General features: G+C 71.2%; 16 protein-coding genes. 7 read left to right on the top strand and 9 right to left on the bottom strand.

All coding sequences use genetic code 11. From position 1 onward, the window contains the following. Window positions 1-7: 7 nt before the first annotated feature. The 5 genes from VF794_RS16505 to VF794_RS16485 all read right to left on the bottom strand — a co-directional run bounded on the left by VF794_RS16505 (window position 8) and on the right by VF794_RS16485 (window position 6,317). A complete protein-coding gene (locus VF794_RS16505) occupies window positions 8-709 on the bottom strand; it encodes a carbonic anhydrase (RefSeq protein ID WP_331111490.1) in 702 nt (233 codons plus the stop codon). Further along, window positions 706-2,271: a SulP family inorganic anion transporter gene (locus VF794_RS16500; protein WP_331111492.1), complete on the bottom strand. Its 1,566-nt coding sequence runs from the start codon at window positions 2,269-2,271 to the stop codon at window positions 706-708. Before VF794_RS16500 ends, VF794_RS16505 begins: the two co-directional genes overlap by 4 nt. Window positions 2,272-2,487: 216 nt before the next feature. Further along, window positions 2,488-3,831, bottom strand: coding sequence for a sigma-54 dependent transcriptional regulator (locus VF794_RS16495; RefSeq protein WP_331111488.1), 1,344 nt, complete (start codon window positions 3,829-3,831; stop codon window positions 2,488-2,490). Beyond that, window positions 3,828-5,504: a sensor histidine kinase gene (locus tag VF794_RS16490; protein ID WP_414640914.1), complete on the bottom strand. Its 1,677-nt coding sequence runs from the start codon at window positions 5,502-5,504 to the stop codon at window positions 3,828-3,830. Before VF794_RS16490 ends, VF794_RS16495 begins: the two co-directional genes overlap by 4 nt. A gap of 18 nt (window positions 5,505-5,522) precedes the next feature. After that, complete coding sequence (locus tag VF794_RS16485; RefSeq protein WP_331111484.1) at window positions 5,523-6,317, bottom strand: hypothetical protein; 795 nt, start codon at window positions 6,315-6,317, stop codon at window positions 5,523-5,525. A gap of 172 nt (window positions 6,318-6,489) precedes the next feature. On the opposite strand from VF794_RS16485, the gene VF794_RS16480 reads away from it, so the two are divergent. The 3 genes from VF794_RS16480 to VF794_RS16470 all read left to right on the top strand — a co-directional run bounded on the left by VF794_RS16480 (window position 6,490) and on the right by VF794_RS16470 (window position 9,487). Then, window positions 6,490-8,199 (top strand): vitamin K epoxide reductase family protein, encoded by a 1,710-nt coding sequence (locus VF794_RS16480; protein ID WP_331111482.1) that lies wholly within the window; start codon window positions 6,490-6,492, stop codon window positions 8,197-8,199. Then, window positions 8,196-9,152 (top strand): hypothetical protein, encoded by a 957-nt coding sequence (locus VF794_RS16475; protein ID WP_331111480.1) that lies wholly within the window; start codon window positions 8,196-8,198, stop codon window positions 9,150-9,152. Before VF794_RS16480 ends, VF794_RS16475 begins: the two co-directional genes overlap by 4 nt. Window positions 9,153-9,325: 173 nt before the next feature. Further along, a complete protein-coding gene (locus tag VF794_RS16470; RefSeq protein ID WP_331111478.1) occupies window positions 9,326-9,487 on the top strand; it encodes a hypothetical protein in 162 nt (53 codons plus the stop codon). 57 nt (window positions 9,488-9,544) lie between these two features. Here the strand turns inward: VF794_RS16470 and VF794_RS16465 are convergent, their stop codons facing one another. Further along, window positions 9,545-9,712 carry a hypothetical protein gene (locus tag VF794_RS16465; RefSeq protein WP_331111476.1) on the bottom strand — a complete coding sequence of 56 codons (168 nt, stop codon included), beginning with the start codon at window positions 9,710-9,712 and terminating at the stop codon, window positions 9,545-9,547. 3 nt (window positions 9,713-9,715) lie between these two features. Next, window positions 9,716-11,962 (bottom strand): peptidase domain-containing ABC transporter, encoded by a 2,247-nt coding sequence (locus VF794_RS16460; protein WP_331111474.1) that lies wholly within the window; start codon window positions 11,960-11,962, stop codon window positions 9,716-9,718. 273 nt (window positions 11,963-12,235) lie between these two features. Between VF794_RS16460 and VF794_RS16455 the strand changes: the two genes are divergently transcribed. Continuing rightward, on the top strand, window positions 12,236-12,754 hold the full coding sequence (locus tag VF794_RS16455; RefSeq protein ID WP_331111472.1) for a MarR family winged helix-turn-helix transcriptional regulator: 519 nt from the start codon (window positions 12,236-12,238) through the stop codon (window positions 12,752-12,754). Here VF794_RS16455 and VF794_RS16450 read toward each other — a convergent pair. Next, complete coding sequence (locus tag VF794_RS16450; protein WP_331111471.1) at window positions 12,709-13,860, bottom strand: glycosyltransferase family 2 protein; 1,152 nt, start codon at window positions 13,858-13,860, stop codon at window positions 12,709-12,711. The two genes, VF794_RS16455 and VF794_RS16450, sit on opposite strands and share 46 nt — an antisense overlap. A 219-nt stretch (window positions 13,861-14,079) precedes the next feature. On the opposite strand from VF794_RS16450, the gene VF794_RS16445 reads away from it, so the two are divergent. Next, window positions 14,080-14,694: a hypothetical protein gene (locus tag VF794_RS16445; protein ID WP_331111469.1), complete on the top strand. Its 615-nt coding sequence runs from the start codon at window positions 14,080-14,082 to the stop codon at window positions 14,692-14,694. Between the two features lie 22 nt (window positions 14,695-14,716). Beyond that, entirely contained in the window at window positions 14,717-15,754 is a 1,038-nt protein-coding gene (locus VF794_RS16440) for an agmatinase family protein (protein ID WP_331111467.1), read from the top strand. 12 nt (window positions 15,755-15,766) lie between these two features. On the opposite strand, the gene VF794_RS16435 is transcribed toward VF794_RS16440, so the two are convergent. Next, on the bottom strand, window positions 15,767-16,774 hold the full coding sequence (locus VF794_RS16435; protein ID WP_331111465.1) for an ATP-binding response regulator: 1,008 nt from the start codon (window positions 16,772-16,774) through the stop codon (window positions 15,767-15,769). A 131-nt stretch (window positions 16,775-16,905) separates the two neighbouring features. Here VF794_RS16435 and VF794_RS16430 point away from each other — a divergent pair. Further along, the coding region (locus VF794_RS16430) for a trypsin-like peptidase domain-containing protein (RefSeq protein WP_331111464.1) at window positions 16,906-18,197 on the top strand (1,292 nt) is incomplete at its 3' end.

The raw sequence follows: 18,197 nt of genomic DNA, 5'->3' as shown, positions 1-18,197 counted from the left end.
CCCGCCGTCAGGCGGCCGTACTGGACGGGTTCACGCTGTTCGCCCCCAGCTCCGCGAGCATCCGCTCCCCCTCCACCTCATCGATGGGGACGAAGCGCTCGCGGTCCGGGCGGTAGACGAGCACCTGCGCGTGGCGGATGTCGAACCACCAGCCGTGCAGCCGCAAGGTGCCCGCCGCCAGGCGCTCGCGCACCAGCGGGTAGGTCCGCAGGTGCTCCATCTGCTGGAGCACGTTGAGCTGGCTGAGCCGGTCCGCCGGGGGCAGCCCCTCCCCCACCGGACCGCCGCGCTCGAGGGTCTGGAGGGCGGCGCGGCCCAGGTCCAGCCAGTTGCCGAGGTTGGGGGCTCGCTCGTCCCTCACGTTCCCCGCCAGCAGGGCCTTCATGGCCCCGCAGCTCGAGTGGCCGCACACCACCACGTCCTCCACCGGCAGGTGCAGCAGGGCGAACTCCACCGCCGCCGCCTCGGACCAGTCGGCCACGGACTGACCGGTCGCGTCCGAGGGCGACACCATGTTGCCCACGTTGCGCATCACGAAGAGGTCACCCGGGTCCGTGGACACCAGGAGGTTGGGCACCACGCGGCTGTCGGCGCAGGTGATGAAGAGACAGTCTGGCGTCTGTCCATTGGCCAGGCGCGCGAAGGTGGCGCGGTAGGCGGGGAGACCGTGACGCTGGAAGTCGAGCAGACCCTTGACGAGCTTTTTCATCGGACACCTTCGGAGGAGAGAGAAGTGGAAGGAGAAGAAGGGGGTACAACGGGGACTGCGGGGACAGCGGGGACGGCGGAGGTGGCGCCCTTACGGGTCCACACCTCCTCCAGCGGCTCCATCCACACCTTGCCGCCGGTCTTGCGGTGCGTCTGACACCAGTTGTCCAGGGCCTCGTAGCCGGAGTGGTCCAGTGCCTCCACCGCGAGATCCAGCTCCACCCGAGCGCCCACGGGCACCTGGGCGAGCGCGGCGGACAGCTGGGGCACGCCCACGAAGGTGAGGGCGCCGCCGACGCGCACCTGGTGCACCTCACCGGCCTGCCGCACGTCCACCTCCACCCGGCCCAGCCGCCACAGCAGCCGGAGCACCGCCAGCGCCAGGCCCATGCCAATACCCGCCAGCAGGTTGACGCCCACCACGCCCGCCACCGTCACCACGTACACGGGCAGCTCCCCGCGGCGGCGCAGCTCCTGGATGTGGTGCGTGTTCACCAGCTTCGCGCCCACGAAGACGAGCAGGCCGGCGAGCACGGTGAGGGGCACCAGCCCCAGCATGGAGCCGAGCAGGGTGATGAACAGCAGCATCCACACGCCGTGCAGGAAGGCGGACGCGCGCGTCTTGGCCCCCGCGGCGATGTTGGCGGCGCTGCGCACGATGACGCCGGTGATGGGCAGACCGCCGGCCAGACCCGAGAGGGTGTTGGCCAGGCCCTGCGCGAACAGCTCCTTGTCCAGGTTGGCGCGCGAGCCGGTGTGCAGCTTGTCGGTGGCCACCGCGCTCAGCAGCGACTCGGCGCTGGCCACCAGGGCCAGCGAGAGCACCGCGGTGATGAAGGGACCCCAGTTGCCCTGGGGCAGCGAGGGAAGCTGGAGGCTGCTGAAGAAGTCGCCGGTCAGCTGCACCCGCTTCACGTCCGCGCCCCACACCGCCGCGGCGAGCGAAGCGCCCACCACCGCCACCAGCGGCCCGGGCACCTGCTTGAGGCGCCCCGCGGGCAGGAGTTGCCACACCACCAGCACGCCGATGGTCAGCAGGCCCAGCATCGTCGCGGGGCCGTGCAGGTCGGCGATCTGCTCCGGCAGCTCGCGCAGGTTGGCCCAGGCGTTGGACTGTGGCGCTCCGCCCAGCACGATGTGGAGCTGGCCCAGGACGATGAGGATGCCGATGCCCGCCAGCATGCCGTGGATGACGGCCGGGGAGATGCCCAGCGCGGTGCGCGCCACCTTCGCGCCTCCGAGCGCCATCTGGATCAGCCCCGCGCCCACCACCGCGGCGCAGGTGACGCCAAAGCCCAGCTCCTGGATGAAGCCGAACACCATCACCGCCAGCCCCGCCGCCGGGCCACTCACCAGCAGCGGCGCGCCGCCAAACAGCCCGACCACCAGCCCGCCCACCACCCCGGCGATGAGGCCGGCCATGATGGGGGCGCCCGAGGCCAGGGCGATGCCCATGCACAAGGGCAGGGCCACCAGGAAGACCACCAGCGAGGCTGGCACATCACTCGCCAGCACGCTCTTGAGGGAGCCGGTGGACCCGGTCCCCTTCTCGTTCAACGTCATCACGATTACCGCCTCCCGAAGACGCAGGCGCCAGGCGTCCCCCAAGGGGCGTGGCGCGATTCGGGTCCCTCCTACGCAAGAGGGATGCCAGGGCCGTGGAGGGGCGCGTCCCTCTGAGGAAGGCCGGGGAGCGGTAGGCGGGACTTCAAGAATCTTGAAGTGGCCCGGAGCGGACTGAAAAAGTCTTGAATCGCCCGCCCCACGGGCGAGCGGCCTTCACTCCTCGCCGAGCCGGCGCAGGAAGGTGGGGTAGGAGATGCCGAGGGCACGCGCGGCATCCATCCGCCGCCCCCCCAGGCGTTCGAGCACGTGCCGCACGTAGAGCTGCTCCACCTGCTCCAGGGGGCGCGGGGGGCCTCCCACCACGAAGGCCTCGGGGTCGACGGCGGCGGACGGGCCCCGGGAGCCCGGCGCGAGCGCCTCCAGCTCCAGGGAGGGGCCGCTCTCGAGCACCAGGGCGCGCTCGAGCACGTTGCGCAGCTCACGCACGTTGCCGGGGAAGGGGTAGCGCTCGAGCCGCTCGCGCGCGGCGGCGGAGAAGCCCACCGGGCGGCGGCCCAGTTCCGCGCACAACTCGGCCACCAGCGACTCGGCCAGCGGCAGCACGTCCTCGCGCCGCCCACGCAATGGCGGCACCTCCACCTTGAAGACGCTCAAGCGGAAGTAGAGGTCCTCCCGGAAGCGGCCGGCGGCCACCTCCTCGGTGAGGTTGCGGTTGGTGGCGGCCACCACGCGCGCGGTGCTGGTCAGCTCGGTGCTGCCCCCCAGCCGCCGGAAGGCGCCCTTGTCCAGGAAGATGAGCAGCTTGGCCTGGAGCGCCAGCGGCAGCTCGCCCACCTCATCGAGGAAGAGCAGGCCGCCGTTGGCCACCTCCACCAGGCCACGCCGGGCGGTGCGCGCGTCGGTGAAGGCGCTGCGCTCGTGGCCGAACAGCTCGCTCTCCACCAGGGTGTCCGGCAGGGCGGCGCAGTTGATGTGGACGAAGGGCCCCTGCTCCTTGCGCAGCGCATGCAGGTAGCGGGCGAGCACCTCCTTGCCCACGCCCGTCTCCCCCAGCAGGAGGACGGGGCTGCGGGGCGCGGTGGCGATGCGCTCCAGCATCTGCATCGTCTGCCGCATGGCGGGCGAGCGCGGCGTGAGCAGGCGACGCCGTCCCCCCAGCTCGCTCTCCGCCCGACTCAAGCGCTCCTGGAGCTGCACGTCCTCGGCGGCCCGGCGCGCGCGCAGCACCAGGTCATCCAGCTCCACCGGCTTGGCCAGGTAGTCGCGCGCGCCCGCCTTGATGGCTTCCACCGCGCTGGCGATGTCCCCGTGCGCCGTCACCATCAACACCACGGTGCCGGGAAGCTGGGCGCGCAGCTCGGGCAGGAAGGTGAGCCCATCTCCATCCGGCAGCCGCCGGTCGAGGATGACCAGATCCGGCGCCTCGCGGGCGAGGGCCGCGCGCGTCTCGTGCAGCGAGCGGGCCGTGCGCACCTGGAAGCCCTCCTGGGAGAGGACGGAGGCGGCGAGCGAGGAGAAGGTCCGGTCGTCATCCACCAGCAACAGCGAGGTACTCATGCGGCACGCTCCAGGGGAAGCCGCAGGCTGAAGCGGCTGCCTTCGGGCAGGCGAGTATAGGTGAGGCTGCCTCCGTGGGCCTCCACGGCGGTGCGGGCCATGGGGAGTCCCAGGCCCACGCCCTTGGCTCGCGCGGTGGCGAAGGGCTCCCACAGGCGCGGCTCCAGCTCCGGGTCCACGCCGCCCGCGTTGTCCTCCACCACCAGCACGGCCTCGTCGGCCTCGCGCGTGAGCGTCACCCGCACCCAGGCAGTGGGCCGCAGCCCCGTGTCGCGCGCCACCGCGCCGGCCTCCACCGCGTTGCGCAGCAGGTTGTCGATGGCGGACACCAGGAGCGCCGGGTCGGCCTGTACGGTGAGGCCCTCCGCCAGCGAGGTGGTGAGCGAGACGTCCTCGGACTCCGGCACCAGGCGCACCGATTGGAGGGCCTCCTCCACCAGCAGGTGCAGCGCGCAGGTGCGGCGCAGGGCGACCTGCGGTTTGCCGAAGGACAGCAGGGAGCGGGCCAGGTTCCCCAGTCGCTGGATCTGGGCGCGCAAGGCGGGCAGGGCCACCTCGCCCCCGGAGGTGGCGGGTCTCAGCAGGGACAGGGCCGCCTGGATGCCGTTGAGGGCATTCTTCACCTCATGGGCGATGAGTTGGCTGGCGGTGCCCAGCGCGGCCATCGTCTCCTGGTGCCGCAGCCGCTCCTCCGCGGCGAGCAGCGCGTGGTACGAGCGCCGCAGCAGCAGGGTGAAGATGAGCACCGTGCCGCCCAGCAGGGCGAGGTGCAGGAGGAGCTGCCCGAGGAAGCGGCGCCGCAGGAGCCTCGTGTCCCGTCCCTCGTCCTCCACCACGGCCAGCAGCATGCCGCCGACGCCCCCGGGGACCGGAACCGGAGCCGCCGCGCCCAGCATGCGCATGCCGTCCAGGGTGAGGGGCCCAGGCGTCTCGACGAGGGCGCGCAGGGCCGAGGCGCTCCCCGGAGTCCATTTGAACGGCGAGGGCACCGGCAGCAGCAGGTGGCCATCCGCATCCAGCAACAGCGAGAACTCTCCACCCCCCATGCGGACGCCTGGAAGCGGGCGTGCTCCCGAGCGCAGCTCTCCCACCAGGACCCCCACCACCTGCCCGGTGCGCAGGATGGGCATCGCCACCACCAGGGGTCCGCCCTCCCCCTCCAGCAGGTGGATGTCCGGGACGCCCTCCGCCAGCACCCGGCGGAACCAGGAGCGGGTGGTCAGGGGGGAGTTCCCCAGGGCCATGTCGGGCGGGTCGCTCCACACGCGGCGCCCCGAGGAGGTGAGCATGGCAACGCCCTCGGAGAAGAGGGACGAGTGGTGGAAGGCGCTGTCCAGCACCGCCACGTCCGCCTCGGAGAAGCCATTCTCGGGGGAGAAGTGCGGGTGCTCGGCCAGGCGGCGCAGCTCCGCTTCCAGCAGCCCCAGGTGCACGCCCAGCGCCTCGGCCTGGAGCTGGGCTTGATCGGAGAGGTGCTCGAGCACCTCCTCGCGGGCATTCCTCAAGTCCGTCCGGTAGGCGAGCAGGGGGCTGATCAACGCCGCCATGCCGAGCAACACCAGTCCCAGCAAGGCGGAACGGCCCGCGCGCTGCTGCGCCCGGGCGAGCTCTCCGGGGGTGGGGGCCTTCGAGGGGAGCGGAGGAGAAGACGGCGGAGACATGGAGGCCATCATGCCCGAACCGCGTTTCCCCTACCCCTCCGACTGGAGCCACTGCTCCAGTTGGTTCCTCAGGACCCCCACCGCCCGGGCCGGATAACGCTCCATCCGGTGCGAGAGCTGCTCCTCCGCGAAGAGGAGGAGTCGCCGGGCACAGAGGCCAGGCTCGAGCGGCAACAGTTGGTGGAGCGTCCGCCCCTGCTCCGGGAACTCCCGCTCGAAGCGGCGGAACGGGTCGAGGTTGTCGAGTTGGGTCTCGCGCCCCTTGGGCAGACAGTGCGTCAAGGTGAGCAACAGATGACCCAGCGCATGCTGCTTGATGAAGGAGGAGCCACTGAGCACCTCACCGCGCGCGACACGTCCCGCGCCGACCAGCAGCGCCGACAGGAAGAGGGCGAAGGAGCGCTCCACGTCGACGGAGGCGGCCTCGGCGGCGGACGTCGTGCACAGGTGCCCCAGGTCGGCCTCGAGGTGCGCGCGGTCGAACAGCACGCGATAGTCGTTCACCCTCGCCAGGTGCAGCTCGGCTTCGTCGAAGATCGCGAACTCCAGCAGGTGGCCATCGTCGTAGAGCACCTTGAGCCCATGCGCCGTCTCGCGCACCTTCAGCACGATGCGCTCACTCTCGGGCAACCAGCCCAGGTCCTGACGGAACGACTCCTGTGCACCCGCGACGGTGATCACGAAGAAGTCGTGGTCCGACCACGCGTCTGGCGTCCGCCCGAGTTCGGCCATCGACCCCACCGCGACCAGTCCCAGCACGCGCGCATCGGACTCCAGCCGGGCGCGCAGTTGCTGAGTGAAGGAACGATAGAGAGCCAGGTCCATGGAGGTTCAGACGTTACGGCCTCGCGCGGCTGAGCACCCACGACGGGCTTCGGTTGTAGTCGACTACAATCAAGGTAGGGCGAAATACGACACCAATTGTAGTCGACTACAATTGAAGTCCCGCCTTGCTGGCACGGAGCCAGGACGCGCCCTACCTTCGGCGCGCGTCCCCATGCTCCGCGATCCCGAGGTTCCCAGCGATGGCCCGGCGGAGGTTCTCGTCGAGGTGGCCCGACGTCTGGGCCCACGCTACTCCCGCACGCATGTGCGAGAGCTGCTCGCGCACCATCCGCAGCCGGGCTCGCTCCTGGCTCTGGTGCAGGTAGCGCCCTCGCTGGGGTTGAAGGCCACCGCCGGCCAGGGAGACCTGGAGGTGCTCGACGCACTGGACGCGGACGAGCTGCCCGCCCTCCTGCACTTCCAGTCCGGTCCCCAGAGCGGCTTCGGGCTCCTCGAAGCGGTGACTCCACCTGGCGCTGACACCCCTGGCACCTATCGCCTCTGGGACAGCCAGCGGGGCAGCCGGGAGGTGGGGCGGGAGGCGCTCGCGGCGCTCTGGTCCGGGGTGGTGGTGCTGTTCGAGCGTGACGGCACAGGCGAGCCCGAGCCGGGCTACCTCCGGCATCGCGCGCGCGAGTTCCTCCTCGAGGAGTGGAGGCTGAAGGCGCCCCGCGTCGCACTGGCCGTGCCCCTGGGGATGCTGCTCGTGCTGGCCGTCCTCGCCCAACCCCCCGGGCAACGCTGGCTCACCGCGGTGCTGACCGGGCTCGCCACGGTGGGGCTGGCGGCGTCGCTCGCGGCGCTCTCCTGGACGCGCGGGGGCAAGGCCTCCCTCCTCTGTGGTGGCAACGGGCCGCTCGATTGCGAGAGCGTGCTCCGCTCGGAGTGGGCACGCCCCGCCGGTGTCCCACTGGCCGGGCTGGGCACGGCCTTCTTCGGGGCCCTCCTGCTGCTGTTGGCGGCCTCCTCCCTCGGCGGAAGCACCGCGCCCACGTGGCTCGCGGGAGTGGCCTTCCTCCCCACCCTGCCCCTCTCCGTGCTGCTCGTGGTGGCGCAGGCTCGACTGCGGCGCTTCTGCACCCTCTGCATGGTGGTGCACGCGGTGGACCTCACCGGCGCGGCCCTCTTCCTCTTCGTCCTCTGGCCGGCCAGTCCCTCCCCGCCTCCCGGGTTGCTTCCGGCCGCCCTCCTGCTGCTGCTCCTCCTCGGGCTGCTGCTCTCGACCGCGGTGCCTCTCTTCTCCCGGGGAGACGAGGAGGAGACCCTGCTCCGGCAGCATGCGCGCCTGCTGCGCTCGCCCCTGGCCACGCTCGCTCAGCTCTCGCTGGAGCCACGGCTGGCGCTGGAGGGCGAGGCCCTGGGCCCCCGGCTGGGCGCGGCGGACGCGCCCCATGTGCTCGTCGTGCTCGCCCATCCCGCCTGCGGCCACTGCGGCCCCATGCTGGAGGAGTTGGAGGCATTGGTGGCACGGCGCGGACACCAGGTACGCGCCCACGTGGCGCTCGCGCCCATGGACCCGGAGGACCCCAGGGATTCGAGAGCCTGCGAGGCGCTCGCGGCGGCCGGGGTGGCCTGGGGCGGCGAGGTCTTCCTCCAGCTCTTCCGCGCGGCGAAGCGGGACTACAGACGCCTGCTGGAGGCCGAGGAGCCCCTGGCGCTCGTGGCGGCCCAGGCCGCACGGGCGCCCGAGACCCTCGCGGAGGCACGCGCGCCCGCCCAGGCCCGGGTGCGCGCGGCCGCCACCCTCAAGCAGCGCCATGCGCGGGGCCTCCCCACCCTCTTCTTCGAGGGACGTCGCTGTGAGGCGCCCCTGGCCCACGTCGCCTCGTGGCTCGACCGGCCGGAGCTGCTCGTGAACCCGGAAGGAGCACCCACCCCATGACGACCCCCACCCCCGCCCGGCCCGTCTTCCTCGTGGGCTCTCGCGATGACCCGCACGTGTCCGAGGTGGCGCGCCGGGTCGAGCAGGAGGGCGTGGAGGCCCTCGTGGTGGACACCCTCACCTTTCCCCAGGAGACGCGGCTGGCCCTGACGGAAGACCTCGACGGCATCACCCTGGACGGGCGCCGGCTCGGGCGCCCCGGGGCCGTCTACCTGCGCAGCTACCACGCCCATCCGCTCACCTTCGGCGTGGACGCGACCGAGGCCATGGACGACGACTGGCGCACCACGCTCGTCGCCTTCCGCGAGAAGGCCACCCTCATCCGAGGGCTGGTGGGGCGCTGGGAGGCGATGGGCGTGCCCGTCTACAACCCGCTCGCCGCCGACTGGCGTACCCCCAAGCCGGTGCAGCTCTCCCTGCTGGCCCACGCGGGGCTGCCGGTGCCGGAGTCGCTCTGGACGAACGACCCGGAGGCGGTGCGCCGCTTCGCCGCCGGCCGGCGCGTGGCCTACAAGCCCGTCGAGGGCGGCGCGGCCACCCAGGAGCTGGGCCCCGAGGACCTCTCCGACGCCCGGCTCTGCGCACTGGAGGCCGCGCCCGTCACCTTCCAGGAGTTGATGCCCGGTGAGGATGTGCGCGTCTACGTGCTCGATGGGGAGCTCCTCGCCAGCCTGCGCATCGTCTCGAGCGCGCTCGACTTCCGGCAGCACGAGGAGCGCATCGAGCCCTTCGAGCTGCCGCCCGAGGTGGCGCGCCAGTGCCTCCGGGCCACGGAGGTGGTGGGCCTGCGCTGGACGGGGATGGACCTCAAGCGCGACGCGCGAGGCACGCTGCGCTTCCTCGAACTCAACGCCTCGCCCATGTTCCTCGGCTTCGACGCACGCGCGGGCACGGACCTCCTCGGTCACCTGGCCCGGGCCCTCGCGCGTGCCGCCCGCGCGCCCATTCCCTGACGTCACGAGCCACCTGCCGCCCATCACCCCGGCGGGCGGGCGAACGCACGGGGATGCCCTTCTCGCCTGCCTTGGACTGGACCCTGTCCGGGGGTCGTTTTCCTGACAGCAGGCCCCTCCGGACCTGTCGTCCCGCGAGGAGGTTCGCGGGGCCCTACTCGCTGGAGGATGTCATGGCGCAGGAGAAGGAGAAGAAGGTCAAGAAGATCAAGGAGTTGTTCGTGCAGGACCTCGCCCGCATTCAGGGCGGAACCGGAGTCTCGGTGCTGCCCAGGCCCTGCCCGGAGATCACCACCCTGGCCTGCGGCGAAGAGCCCCCGGGCTGTGGTTGCTAGTCGAGACGCTCTGATTCACAGGGCCGGTGGGGCACCGCCCCGCCGACTCGCTTCGCCTCAACCCCACAGCCCCGAGAGAAACGTCCGCGAGGCCACGAGCGCCAGCACGGCCAGGGCCAGCGCGAACAGCACCAGCAGGACGAGGGGCCACACGGAGCGCGGGCGCATGACGGTCCGCAGTTCCTCGGTCAAAGCCGGCTCGTCGTCCTCGTTCACCGGGCGCACCCCTCAACCCTCCATCTGGTTCTCCACCAACGCGCGGTAGCAACCGCCCTCGCGGGCCAGAAGTTCCTCGTGGGTGCCCTGCTCCACCACGCGCCCGCGCTCCAGCACGACGATGAGATCCGCCCGGCGCACCGTGGAGAGCCGGTGCGCCACCACCACCACGGTGCGCCCGGTCGCCTCGCGCTGGAGCGACTCGGTGATGGCGCGCTCGGTGGAGGCGTCCAGGTGGCTCGTGGCCTCGTCGAGGAAGAGCACGCGCGGGTCGCGGTAGATGGCACGCGCGAGCTGGAGGCGCTGCTCCTCGCCGCCGGAGAGGCGGATGCCGGACTCGCCGATGCGGGTGGACAGGCCATTGGGCAGCGCCAGCAGGTCATCCAGGCACGCGGTGCGAGCGGCGTGCAGCAGGCGCTCGGGGTCGGGCGTCTCGTCGCCCAGGGCGATGTTCTCCGCGAGCGTGCCGTCGAAGATGTCCGTCTTCTGGAAGACGTAGGCCACCGAGCGGCGCACCCGTGCGGGGGTGAGCTCCGCCAGGGGAACGCCGTCATAGAGGATGCGCCCGCGCTGGGGTGGGTAGAGGCCGTGCAGCAGATGGGCGAGCGTCGTCTTCCCGGCGCCGGAGCGGCCCACGATGGCGGTCATCTTCCCGGCGGGCAGGGTGAAGCTCACGTCGTCCAGGATGGGAGGCGCGTCCGGCGAGCCGTAGCCGAAGGTGACGTGCTCCAGGCGAATCTCCGGGGCACGGGCGAGCAGCTCCGCGGAGGCGGACGCGGAGCCGGTGTCGGAGCGCTCGGGTTCGGCCTCGTAGATGACCTCCACGCGGCGCAGGGAGAGGACCACGTCCTGGAGCTCGTGCACGAAGGAGACGAGGTTCTGAAGGGGGGCGAGCACCAGCGCGAGGATGGCGAGGGTGGCCACGAGCTGCCCGAGTGACATGCGCCCCTGGAGGACGAGCCAGGCCTCGTAGAGGAGGATGCCCAGGTACATGGCCTGGTTGATGAAGAGGGTGCCGCCCTGGTGGAGGGTGTCCAGCAGCCAGAGGCGGCGGCTGGCGGCGAAGTCCCGGGCCTGGAGCCGCTCCCAGGCGGCGCGCATCCGCGGCTCGGCACCCGCGGCCTTGAGCGTCTGGATGCCGCCAATCATCTGGAGTTCCAGCCGGGTGGCCTCGGCGCCCACGCGGAAGCGCTCGGCATCCAGGAGGCCGCGACGGGGCAGCAGCACCAGCGTCCAGCCCGCGTAGAGGAGCGCGCCTCCGAGGAAGAGGGCGAAGACGGTGGTGTCATAGAGGAGCAGCACCACGCCGTAGCCCACCAGCAGCACCAGATCGAGCAGCACGGAGGCGGCGGCGCCCTGGAGGATGCGGCGGATGCGCTGGTGGTCCTCGATGCGCTTGAGCAGATCGCCCCGGTGGCGCCGGGCGAAGAAGGACAGGGGCAGGGACAGCAGCTGCTTCCAGAAGCGGGTGAGCAGCAGCATCGAGTAGCTACCGGAGAGCAGGAAGAGGGCCGCCCCGCGCGCCACGGTGACGGCCACCTGCGCGGCCAGCAGCACGGCCAGCCCCGCGCCGATGGAGGTGAGCAGCGACACGTCGCGCCGACCCACGGCCTTGTCCACCAGTCCCTGGACGAGGAAGGGCTGGGCCAGCGCGAGCCCCTGAAGCAGCAGCGTGGCGAGGACGATCCGCGCCAGCAGCGCGCGGTAGCGCAGCAACCCGAGGCCGAAGCGGCGCAGCGCGGTGGGGCGGCGCGAGGGCGCGTCCGCCGGAGCCCCGGGCTGGAGGAGGGCCGCGGTGGGCTCCAGCAGCAGGAGGATGCCGTCCCAGTGTTGGGGCAGCTCGGCGCGGGGGATGCGCCGCAGGCCCTGGGCGGGGTCCCCCACCACGGCCTGACGCGCGTTCACCTCATAGAGGACGACGAAGTGGTTGCCCTCCCAGTGGGCGATGGCGGGCAGCAAGGCCTGCCCCTCGGTGTCCTCGAGGTCCCCCGGATCCTCCACGTGGACGCCCCGGGTCCGGAAGCCGAGCCGCTCCGCCGCACGGGCGAGGTCCAACAGGGTGGTCCCCGGCGCGCGGACATGGGTGAGCTCGCGCAGCAGGGCCTGGGTCCGCTCCGCCCCGTGATAGGCGGAGAGCATCTCCAGGCAGGCCGGGCCGCAATCGGACTCCTCGACCTGACGCCGGAGCGGATAACGCCGACGCCTGGACAGGGAGGAGGCGAGCCGGAAGCCGAGGCGGGAGGCCGGAGCCGCTAGCAAAGCCCCTCCTCTGATGCCGTGTGAACCCGCGCGCGCCCCATGGCCAAGACCATGGGAGGAGGTAGGCCCTGGCGCAAGGCGACGCCCGGCGCGCCGATCGCCGGGCGGGGGGCCTATCGAGCCCGCTCCACCCCTGCTTGCCCGTCATCATGCCGATGAAGAACGCGGCATTTCGCAACGGTGGAACGTGCGCTTTGCCAGACCAGGAAGCCTGGGCGCGCACGTCTCCCAGCGGTGGCGGGAACGGCACAGGCCTTGCTCTCGTGCCCGGGCATGGACCCGCCCCCCTCCCTCCCGACAGCATCCGCGGAACCGCCGGTAGACGAGGTGCTGGAGTTCCTGCGCCTGTTGTGGTGCGTGGACCACCTGCTGCAATCCACCTCGAAGCGGATGGAGGCCACGCTGGGGCTGACGGGCCCGCAGCGGCTGGTGGTGCGACTCGTGGGGCGCTTCCCCGGCATCTCCGCGGGCCGACTCGCGCACCTCCTCCACGTCCACCCCAGCACCCTCTCCGGCATCTTGAGGCGCCTGGAGAAGCGCGACCAGGTCGTGCGCAAGACGGACCCGAGCGACGGGCGCAAGGCGCTCTTCTTCCTCACCGCGGCGGGGCGTGCACGGGACCTCCCCTCCACCGGCACGTTGGAGAGCGCCGTGCAGCGGCTCCTCACCCGGATGCCCAAAGCGCGGATGGAGGAGGCCCAGGACGTGCTCACCGCGCTCGCCGAGGAGCTAGGCGTCCTCAAGGATCAGAGCCGCATCCGCGAGCCCGCCCGGACGGTGGACGTCGGGTAGTACGTGCCACGCCAGAGGACGCCTCCGCGAACCAGCGCCAGCACGCCCGAGCGCACCATCGCCCATGCCAGGGGCAGCACGCCGAGGAATGGAATCCACGCCGGCCAGCGCGGGAAGCCGAGCCAGCGCGAAAGGCCCAGTGTCACTCCGCTCGCCACCGCCCACGTTCCCACCGCTAGCAGTCGCAGCGGCCCGTGTCCCGAGAGCACTCCCGCGAGCAGGCCGCACTCGAGCACCACGAGGAAGAGGTTGCCGAAGAAGAGCACGGGGAACGGGACGGACGCGCCGTTCTTCTCCAGCGCCCGCGTGAGGGCCCGCAGGGACGGGTAGAATTCGAGGCTCACCTCCGAGCGGCCATTGAGCACGGCCTGGCGCGCCCCGGAGCGCTTGAGCATCACCCCCAGCGCCACGTCGTCTCCAATCTCCATCTTCAGCCACTCCAGCCCCGGCGTGCGCTCCAGCGCCGAGCGCCGTACGAGGTTGAAGGCGCCAATGCCGATGGCCGCCGAGGAGCTCGGGTCGGAGACCGCCCATAGCCTCCCGCCCGTGCAGATCATCCGGAAGAAGCTGGTGAGCGTGGCCTGGAGGAGTGCCCCGGAGCACGTCACGGTCGGCAGGATGCAGACATGGTCCAGCCCCTCGTGCTCCGCGTGGGCGAGGACGCGCTCGAGCAGCCCGGGCGCCAGGTGGATGTCCGCGTCGCTGAAGAGGACCCACTCCCCGGACGCGCGTTCCAGGCCCCGCTGCATGGCGTGCACCTTTCCCAGCCACCCTTCCGGCAGGTGCTCCACGTGGACCACCTGGAGGCGTGACTCGGTGCGGGCGAACGCGTCGGCCACCGCGCCCGTCCCATCCGTCGAGCGATCATCCACCAGGACGAGTTCGAGCTCGGGATAGGTGTCCCTCAGCTTGGAGCGCAGCGCGGGCTCCAGCGAGCGTTCCTCGTCCCGGGCCGGCATGATCAGCGACACGCGCGGCCACCGCGAGGGAGGTGGGGCCCGCGGGGCCTGGAGGGTCGGCACGGCGCGCACGCTCCGGAACAGCAGGAGGGCCATGGTCACCCAGTAGAGGGTCGAGGCCACGGTGAGCACGGTGGAGAGGACCATGCCGACGAGTAGAGCACGCCGCGTGCGACGCCCAAGCCACGGCGTTACTACAAACCTACGACAAACCTTCGACGGGAAATGGCTGGCTGATAGCCCTGGGCTATCAATTCGATTCAAACTTTGTCTTGGCGTTATCAGCCATCTGGGCGCATCTTCTTCGTCACACCGAGCGCGGCGTGTCTCGGTCTACGTGGTTCCGGAGTGAGGAGGAGCAGGCCTATGGTTGCGGCACTCGCTGGATTGGGCTCGGGAGCGCTTCATGCGGTCTCCGGCCCGGATCACCTGCTGAGCCTGGCGCCCCTCTCCTGGGGTGTCGGCCGGCGGGCCTGGCGTGTCGGGCTGCTGTGGGGGGTGGGACATGCGCTCGGTACCCTGCTCTGCGTCGCGGGTGTGGCGCTCGCCACCGTGGCGTTAGATCTCGATGTGCTGCGGACCTATGGCGACCGCCTGGGCGGGCTGGCGCTCCTGATCACCGGGGTGATCGGCCTGCGCCGCTGGAGGGTCTATCGCTCTCCGGACAAGCAGGCAGCCATGTCCCACGTCCAGGGGATGGCGAAGGCTCGCGGTGTGCTCACCATCGGCTTCATCCATGGGCTCACCGGCGCGGCCGCCGTCTTGATGCTGCTGCCCGCCGCCGTGTCCTCCTCGCCCACCTGGCAGGCGCTGTTCATCGGCGGTTTCGCCTTCGGCAGCACCGTGGCCATGGCCGCCCTGACGGCCGCCCTCGCGGCCAGCTCGCGTGCCATGCCCAAGCGCGAGTTGCTCCTGCGGCATGTCCCCGCCGTCGCCTCATTTGGCTCGGTGGTGCTTGGAGGCTTCTGGGTGGTGGCTTGAGTCGGCTATATCCTCCGCCTCCATGCCTGCTGCTTTCGACCCCAGCGCCGCCGCGGCCCCTGGCTCCGGCATCTTCGGACTCCCCCACTCCCCCGATGAGGCCCACGTCGTCCTCATCCCCGTTCCCTTCGAGGCCACCACCAGCTACGGCGGTGGCACCTCCGAGGGCCCCTCCGCCGTCCTCGAGGCCAGCCGGCAGGTCGACCTCTTCGACGTCGAGACCGGTCGCCCCTACGAGCGCGGCATCGCCCTGCTCCCCGAGCCCGAGCAGTGGCGCGCCTGGAACGCCCGCGCCAAGGAGCGCGCCGCCCCCATCGTCGAGGCCGGCGGCATCGACCACTCCAACCCCGAGCTGCGCGCCGCCTCCTCCGAGGTCAACCAGCTCTGCGAGCAGCTCCACGACGCCGTCTACCGCACCGCCAAGGAGTGGCTCTCCAAGGGCAAGCGCGTCGCCGCCATCGGAGGAGACCACTCCATCTCCTACGGCATCATCCGCGCCCATGCCGAGCAGTACCCCGGCCTCGGCGTGCTCCACCTCGATGCCCACGCCGACCTGCGCGATGCCTACGAGGGCTTCTCCTGGTCCCACGCCTCCATCATGCACAACGTCATGGAGCGCATCCCCGGCGTGAAGTCGCTCGTCCAGGTCGCCATCCGGGACATGAGCGAGGACGAACACCGCTACATCGAGGCCTCCAACGGTCGTGTCCGCGCCTTCTTCGACTCGGACATCAACAACAAGCGCTTCGACGGCATCCCCTGGAACCGGCAGGTCGATGAGATGCTCAAGGGCCTGCCGAAGAACGTCTACCTGTCCTTCGACATCGACGGGCTGGATCCCACCCTGTGCCCGCACACCGGCACCCCCGTCCCTGGCGGGTTGTCCTTCCCCGAGACCGTCGCGCTGATCGCCGGCGTGGTCCGCTCCGGCCGCACCATCGTCGGGTTCGACCTCACCGAGGTCGCCCCGGATCCCGAGGGTGGCGAGTGGGATGGCAACGTGGGCGCCCGGCTGCTCTACAAGATGATCGGCTGGATGCTGAAGTCCGAGCGCAAGTAGCTCGGCCCTCGCTCAGCCCCGGGGCAGGATCACGCTGAACGTCGTACCCTGCCCCCGCTTCGACTCCACCGAGAGCCCTCCTCCGTGCAGCCGCGTCAGCTCCGAGGCGATGTAGAGCCCCAGGCCACTGCCCGAGCCCTCCACCCGGAAGGGCTCGAAGAGGTGGCGCAGCTCCTCGTCGGAGACTCCCGGCCCTGCGTCCTTCACCCGCACCGTCACCAGCGACGGCGTGGACTCCAGCTCGACCCGCACCTCGCCGCCATGTCGCCCCGCGTGGCCCAGCAGCGCGTCCACCACCCGGCGCATCCGCTCCAGATCCAAGCGCAGCTCCACCGCGCTCGCCGAGGCCTCCAGCGTCCACTTCACCCCGGGACGCCCCTGCTTCCAGGTCTCCAGCGAGTGGCGCAGCAGCTCCCCGAGGTCCACCATCACCGGACTCAGTGTCACCGTGCGCGCCGCCAGGTACGCCGCCTCCTGGATGTCCCGCTTCATCGACTCCAGCGTCTCCAGCTGAGCCCCGAGCGTCTCCAGCGCCCCTCCGTCCGCCTTCCCCTCCACCCGCAGCCGCTCCACCTGCGCCCGCGCCGTGGACAGCGGCCCCTCCAGCCCCTTGCCCACCCAGGTCCCCAGGGCCTCCACCGCCGTCGAGCCCTCCAACGGCTTCGCTCTGGGCGCCTCCGTCAACGCCTGACGGATCAGCGCCTCGAAGTCCGTGATCTCGAAGGGCTTGTGTAGGAAGGCATGGGCTTCCGGCGCACCATGTGGGAGCACCGCGCTCAACAGGATGATGGGCACGCGGCCCAGAAGCTCGTCGCCCTTCAGCCTGCGACAGAGATCCAGACCACTCAGGCGGGGCATCATGTGATCCGTGACGACCAGGCTCGGCCGGCGCGAGCGCGCGAGATTCCACGCCTCCTCGCCGTCACGAGCTTGGATCACATCGTGCCCCAGGTCCTCGACGACCTGGCTCAGCACCTCGAGCACCGCGGGCTCATCGTCCGCTACCAGGACGAGACTCATGGATGCATTAGCCTTCAACCCCGGACGTAGACACCAGACCCGAGAGTGGGAATGTCCAAAAGGCTGCGGGGTTCCCGACAGTCAGGACGTCTCGCACCCGACAGTGCAACCACGCAGAGGGAGGACTTGACGTGAAGAACCAAGTGAGCCGGTGGGGAGTGCTGCTGACCGTAGTGCTGGCTTTCACCGGGGCCACCAACGCCCGCGCCGATCTGGCCCGGCGGCGCAATGAGATCGTGGAGGTGGTGCAGAAGGTCTCCCCCGCGGTCGTCTTCATCGGCACCGAGAGCGAGGTGGAGTCACCCTTCCGCGGCCGCCGCTCGCCGCTGGAGGAGTTCTTCGGCGCGCCCCCGCAGCAGTCGCGGCGCCAGCAGGGCCTGGGCAGCGGCGTCCTCGTGGACCCCAACGGCATCATCATCACCAACGACCACGTCATCCGGGGCGCCTCCGCCATCAACGTGGTGCTGGCCGATGGGCGCGAGCTGGAAGCCGAGGTCATCGGCAGTGACGCCAACAACGACCTGGCCGTGCTCAAGGTCAGCACGAAGCAGCCGCTGCCCGCCGCGAAGCTGGGCACCAGCTCGGATCTGATGATTGGCGAGACGGTCATCGCCATCGGCAGCCCCTTCGGCTTGAGCAAGACGGTGACGTCCGGTGTGGTGAGCGCCACGGGCCGTACCTTCAAGGCGGACGGGCGCACCTACAACGACTTCATCCAGACGGACGCGGCCATCAACCCGGGCAACTCGGGCGGGCCGCTGCTCAACGTGGACGGCGACGTCATCGGCATCAACACCGCCATCTTCGCCAGCGCCCAGGGCATCGGCTTCGCCATCCCCGCCGACAAGGTGCGCCGCATCGTCGACGAGCTCACCCGCTTCGGCAAGGTGCGCCCGGCCTGGGTGGGCCTCGAGACGCAGGACCTGTCGCCCCGGCTCTCCCGGCAGCTCGGGTGGGACCGCACCTACGGTGTCGTCGTCAGCGACGTGGAGCCGGGCAGCCCCGCGGATCAGGCCGGCATCCGCCGCGGCGACGTGCTGGCCGAGATGGGCGGCTCGCGCATCTCCGACGCCGAGGACTACGTCACCCGCGCCCGAGGCTACCCCGCTCGCGCCGCCTTCCCGCTCATCGTCTTCCGCGAGGGCGGGCAGCGCACCCTCCAGGTGACGCCCGTGGAGTTCCCGCCCCAGCTCATCGAGGCCCTGACGTGGAACCGGCTGGGACTGCGGGTGAAGCCGGTGCGCGGCGCCATGTCCGTGCAGGCCGTGCGCCCCGGCTCGGTGGCCGACGAGGTGGGGCTGGAGCCCGGGGACCTGATCGCCCGGGTGAACAACCAGTCGGTCGCTGAGCCTGCCTCCTTCCAGGAGGCGCTCCTGAGCGCCCGGAGCGCCCGGAGCGTCCTGCTGCTGGTGCAGCGCGGGCG

Source organism: Archangium sp. (assembly GCF_036389735.1).
GTDB lineage: Bacteria > Myxococcota > Myxococcia > Myxococcales > Myxococcaceae > Archangium.
This window is presented reverse-complemented; position numbering and strand designations above follow the sequence as displayed.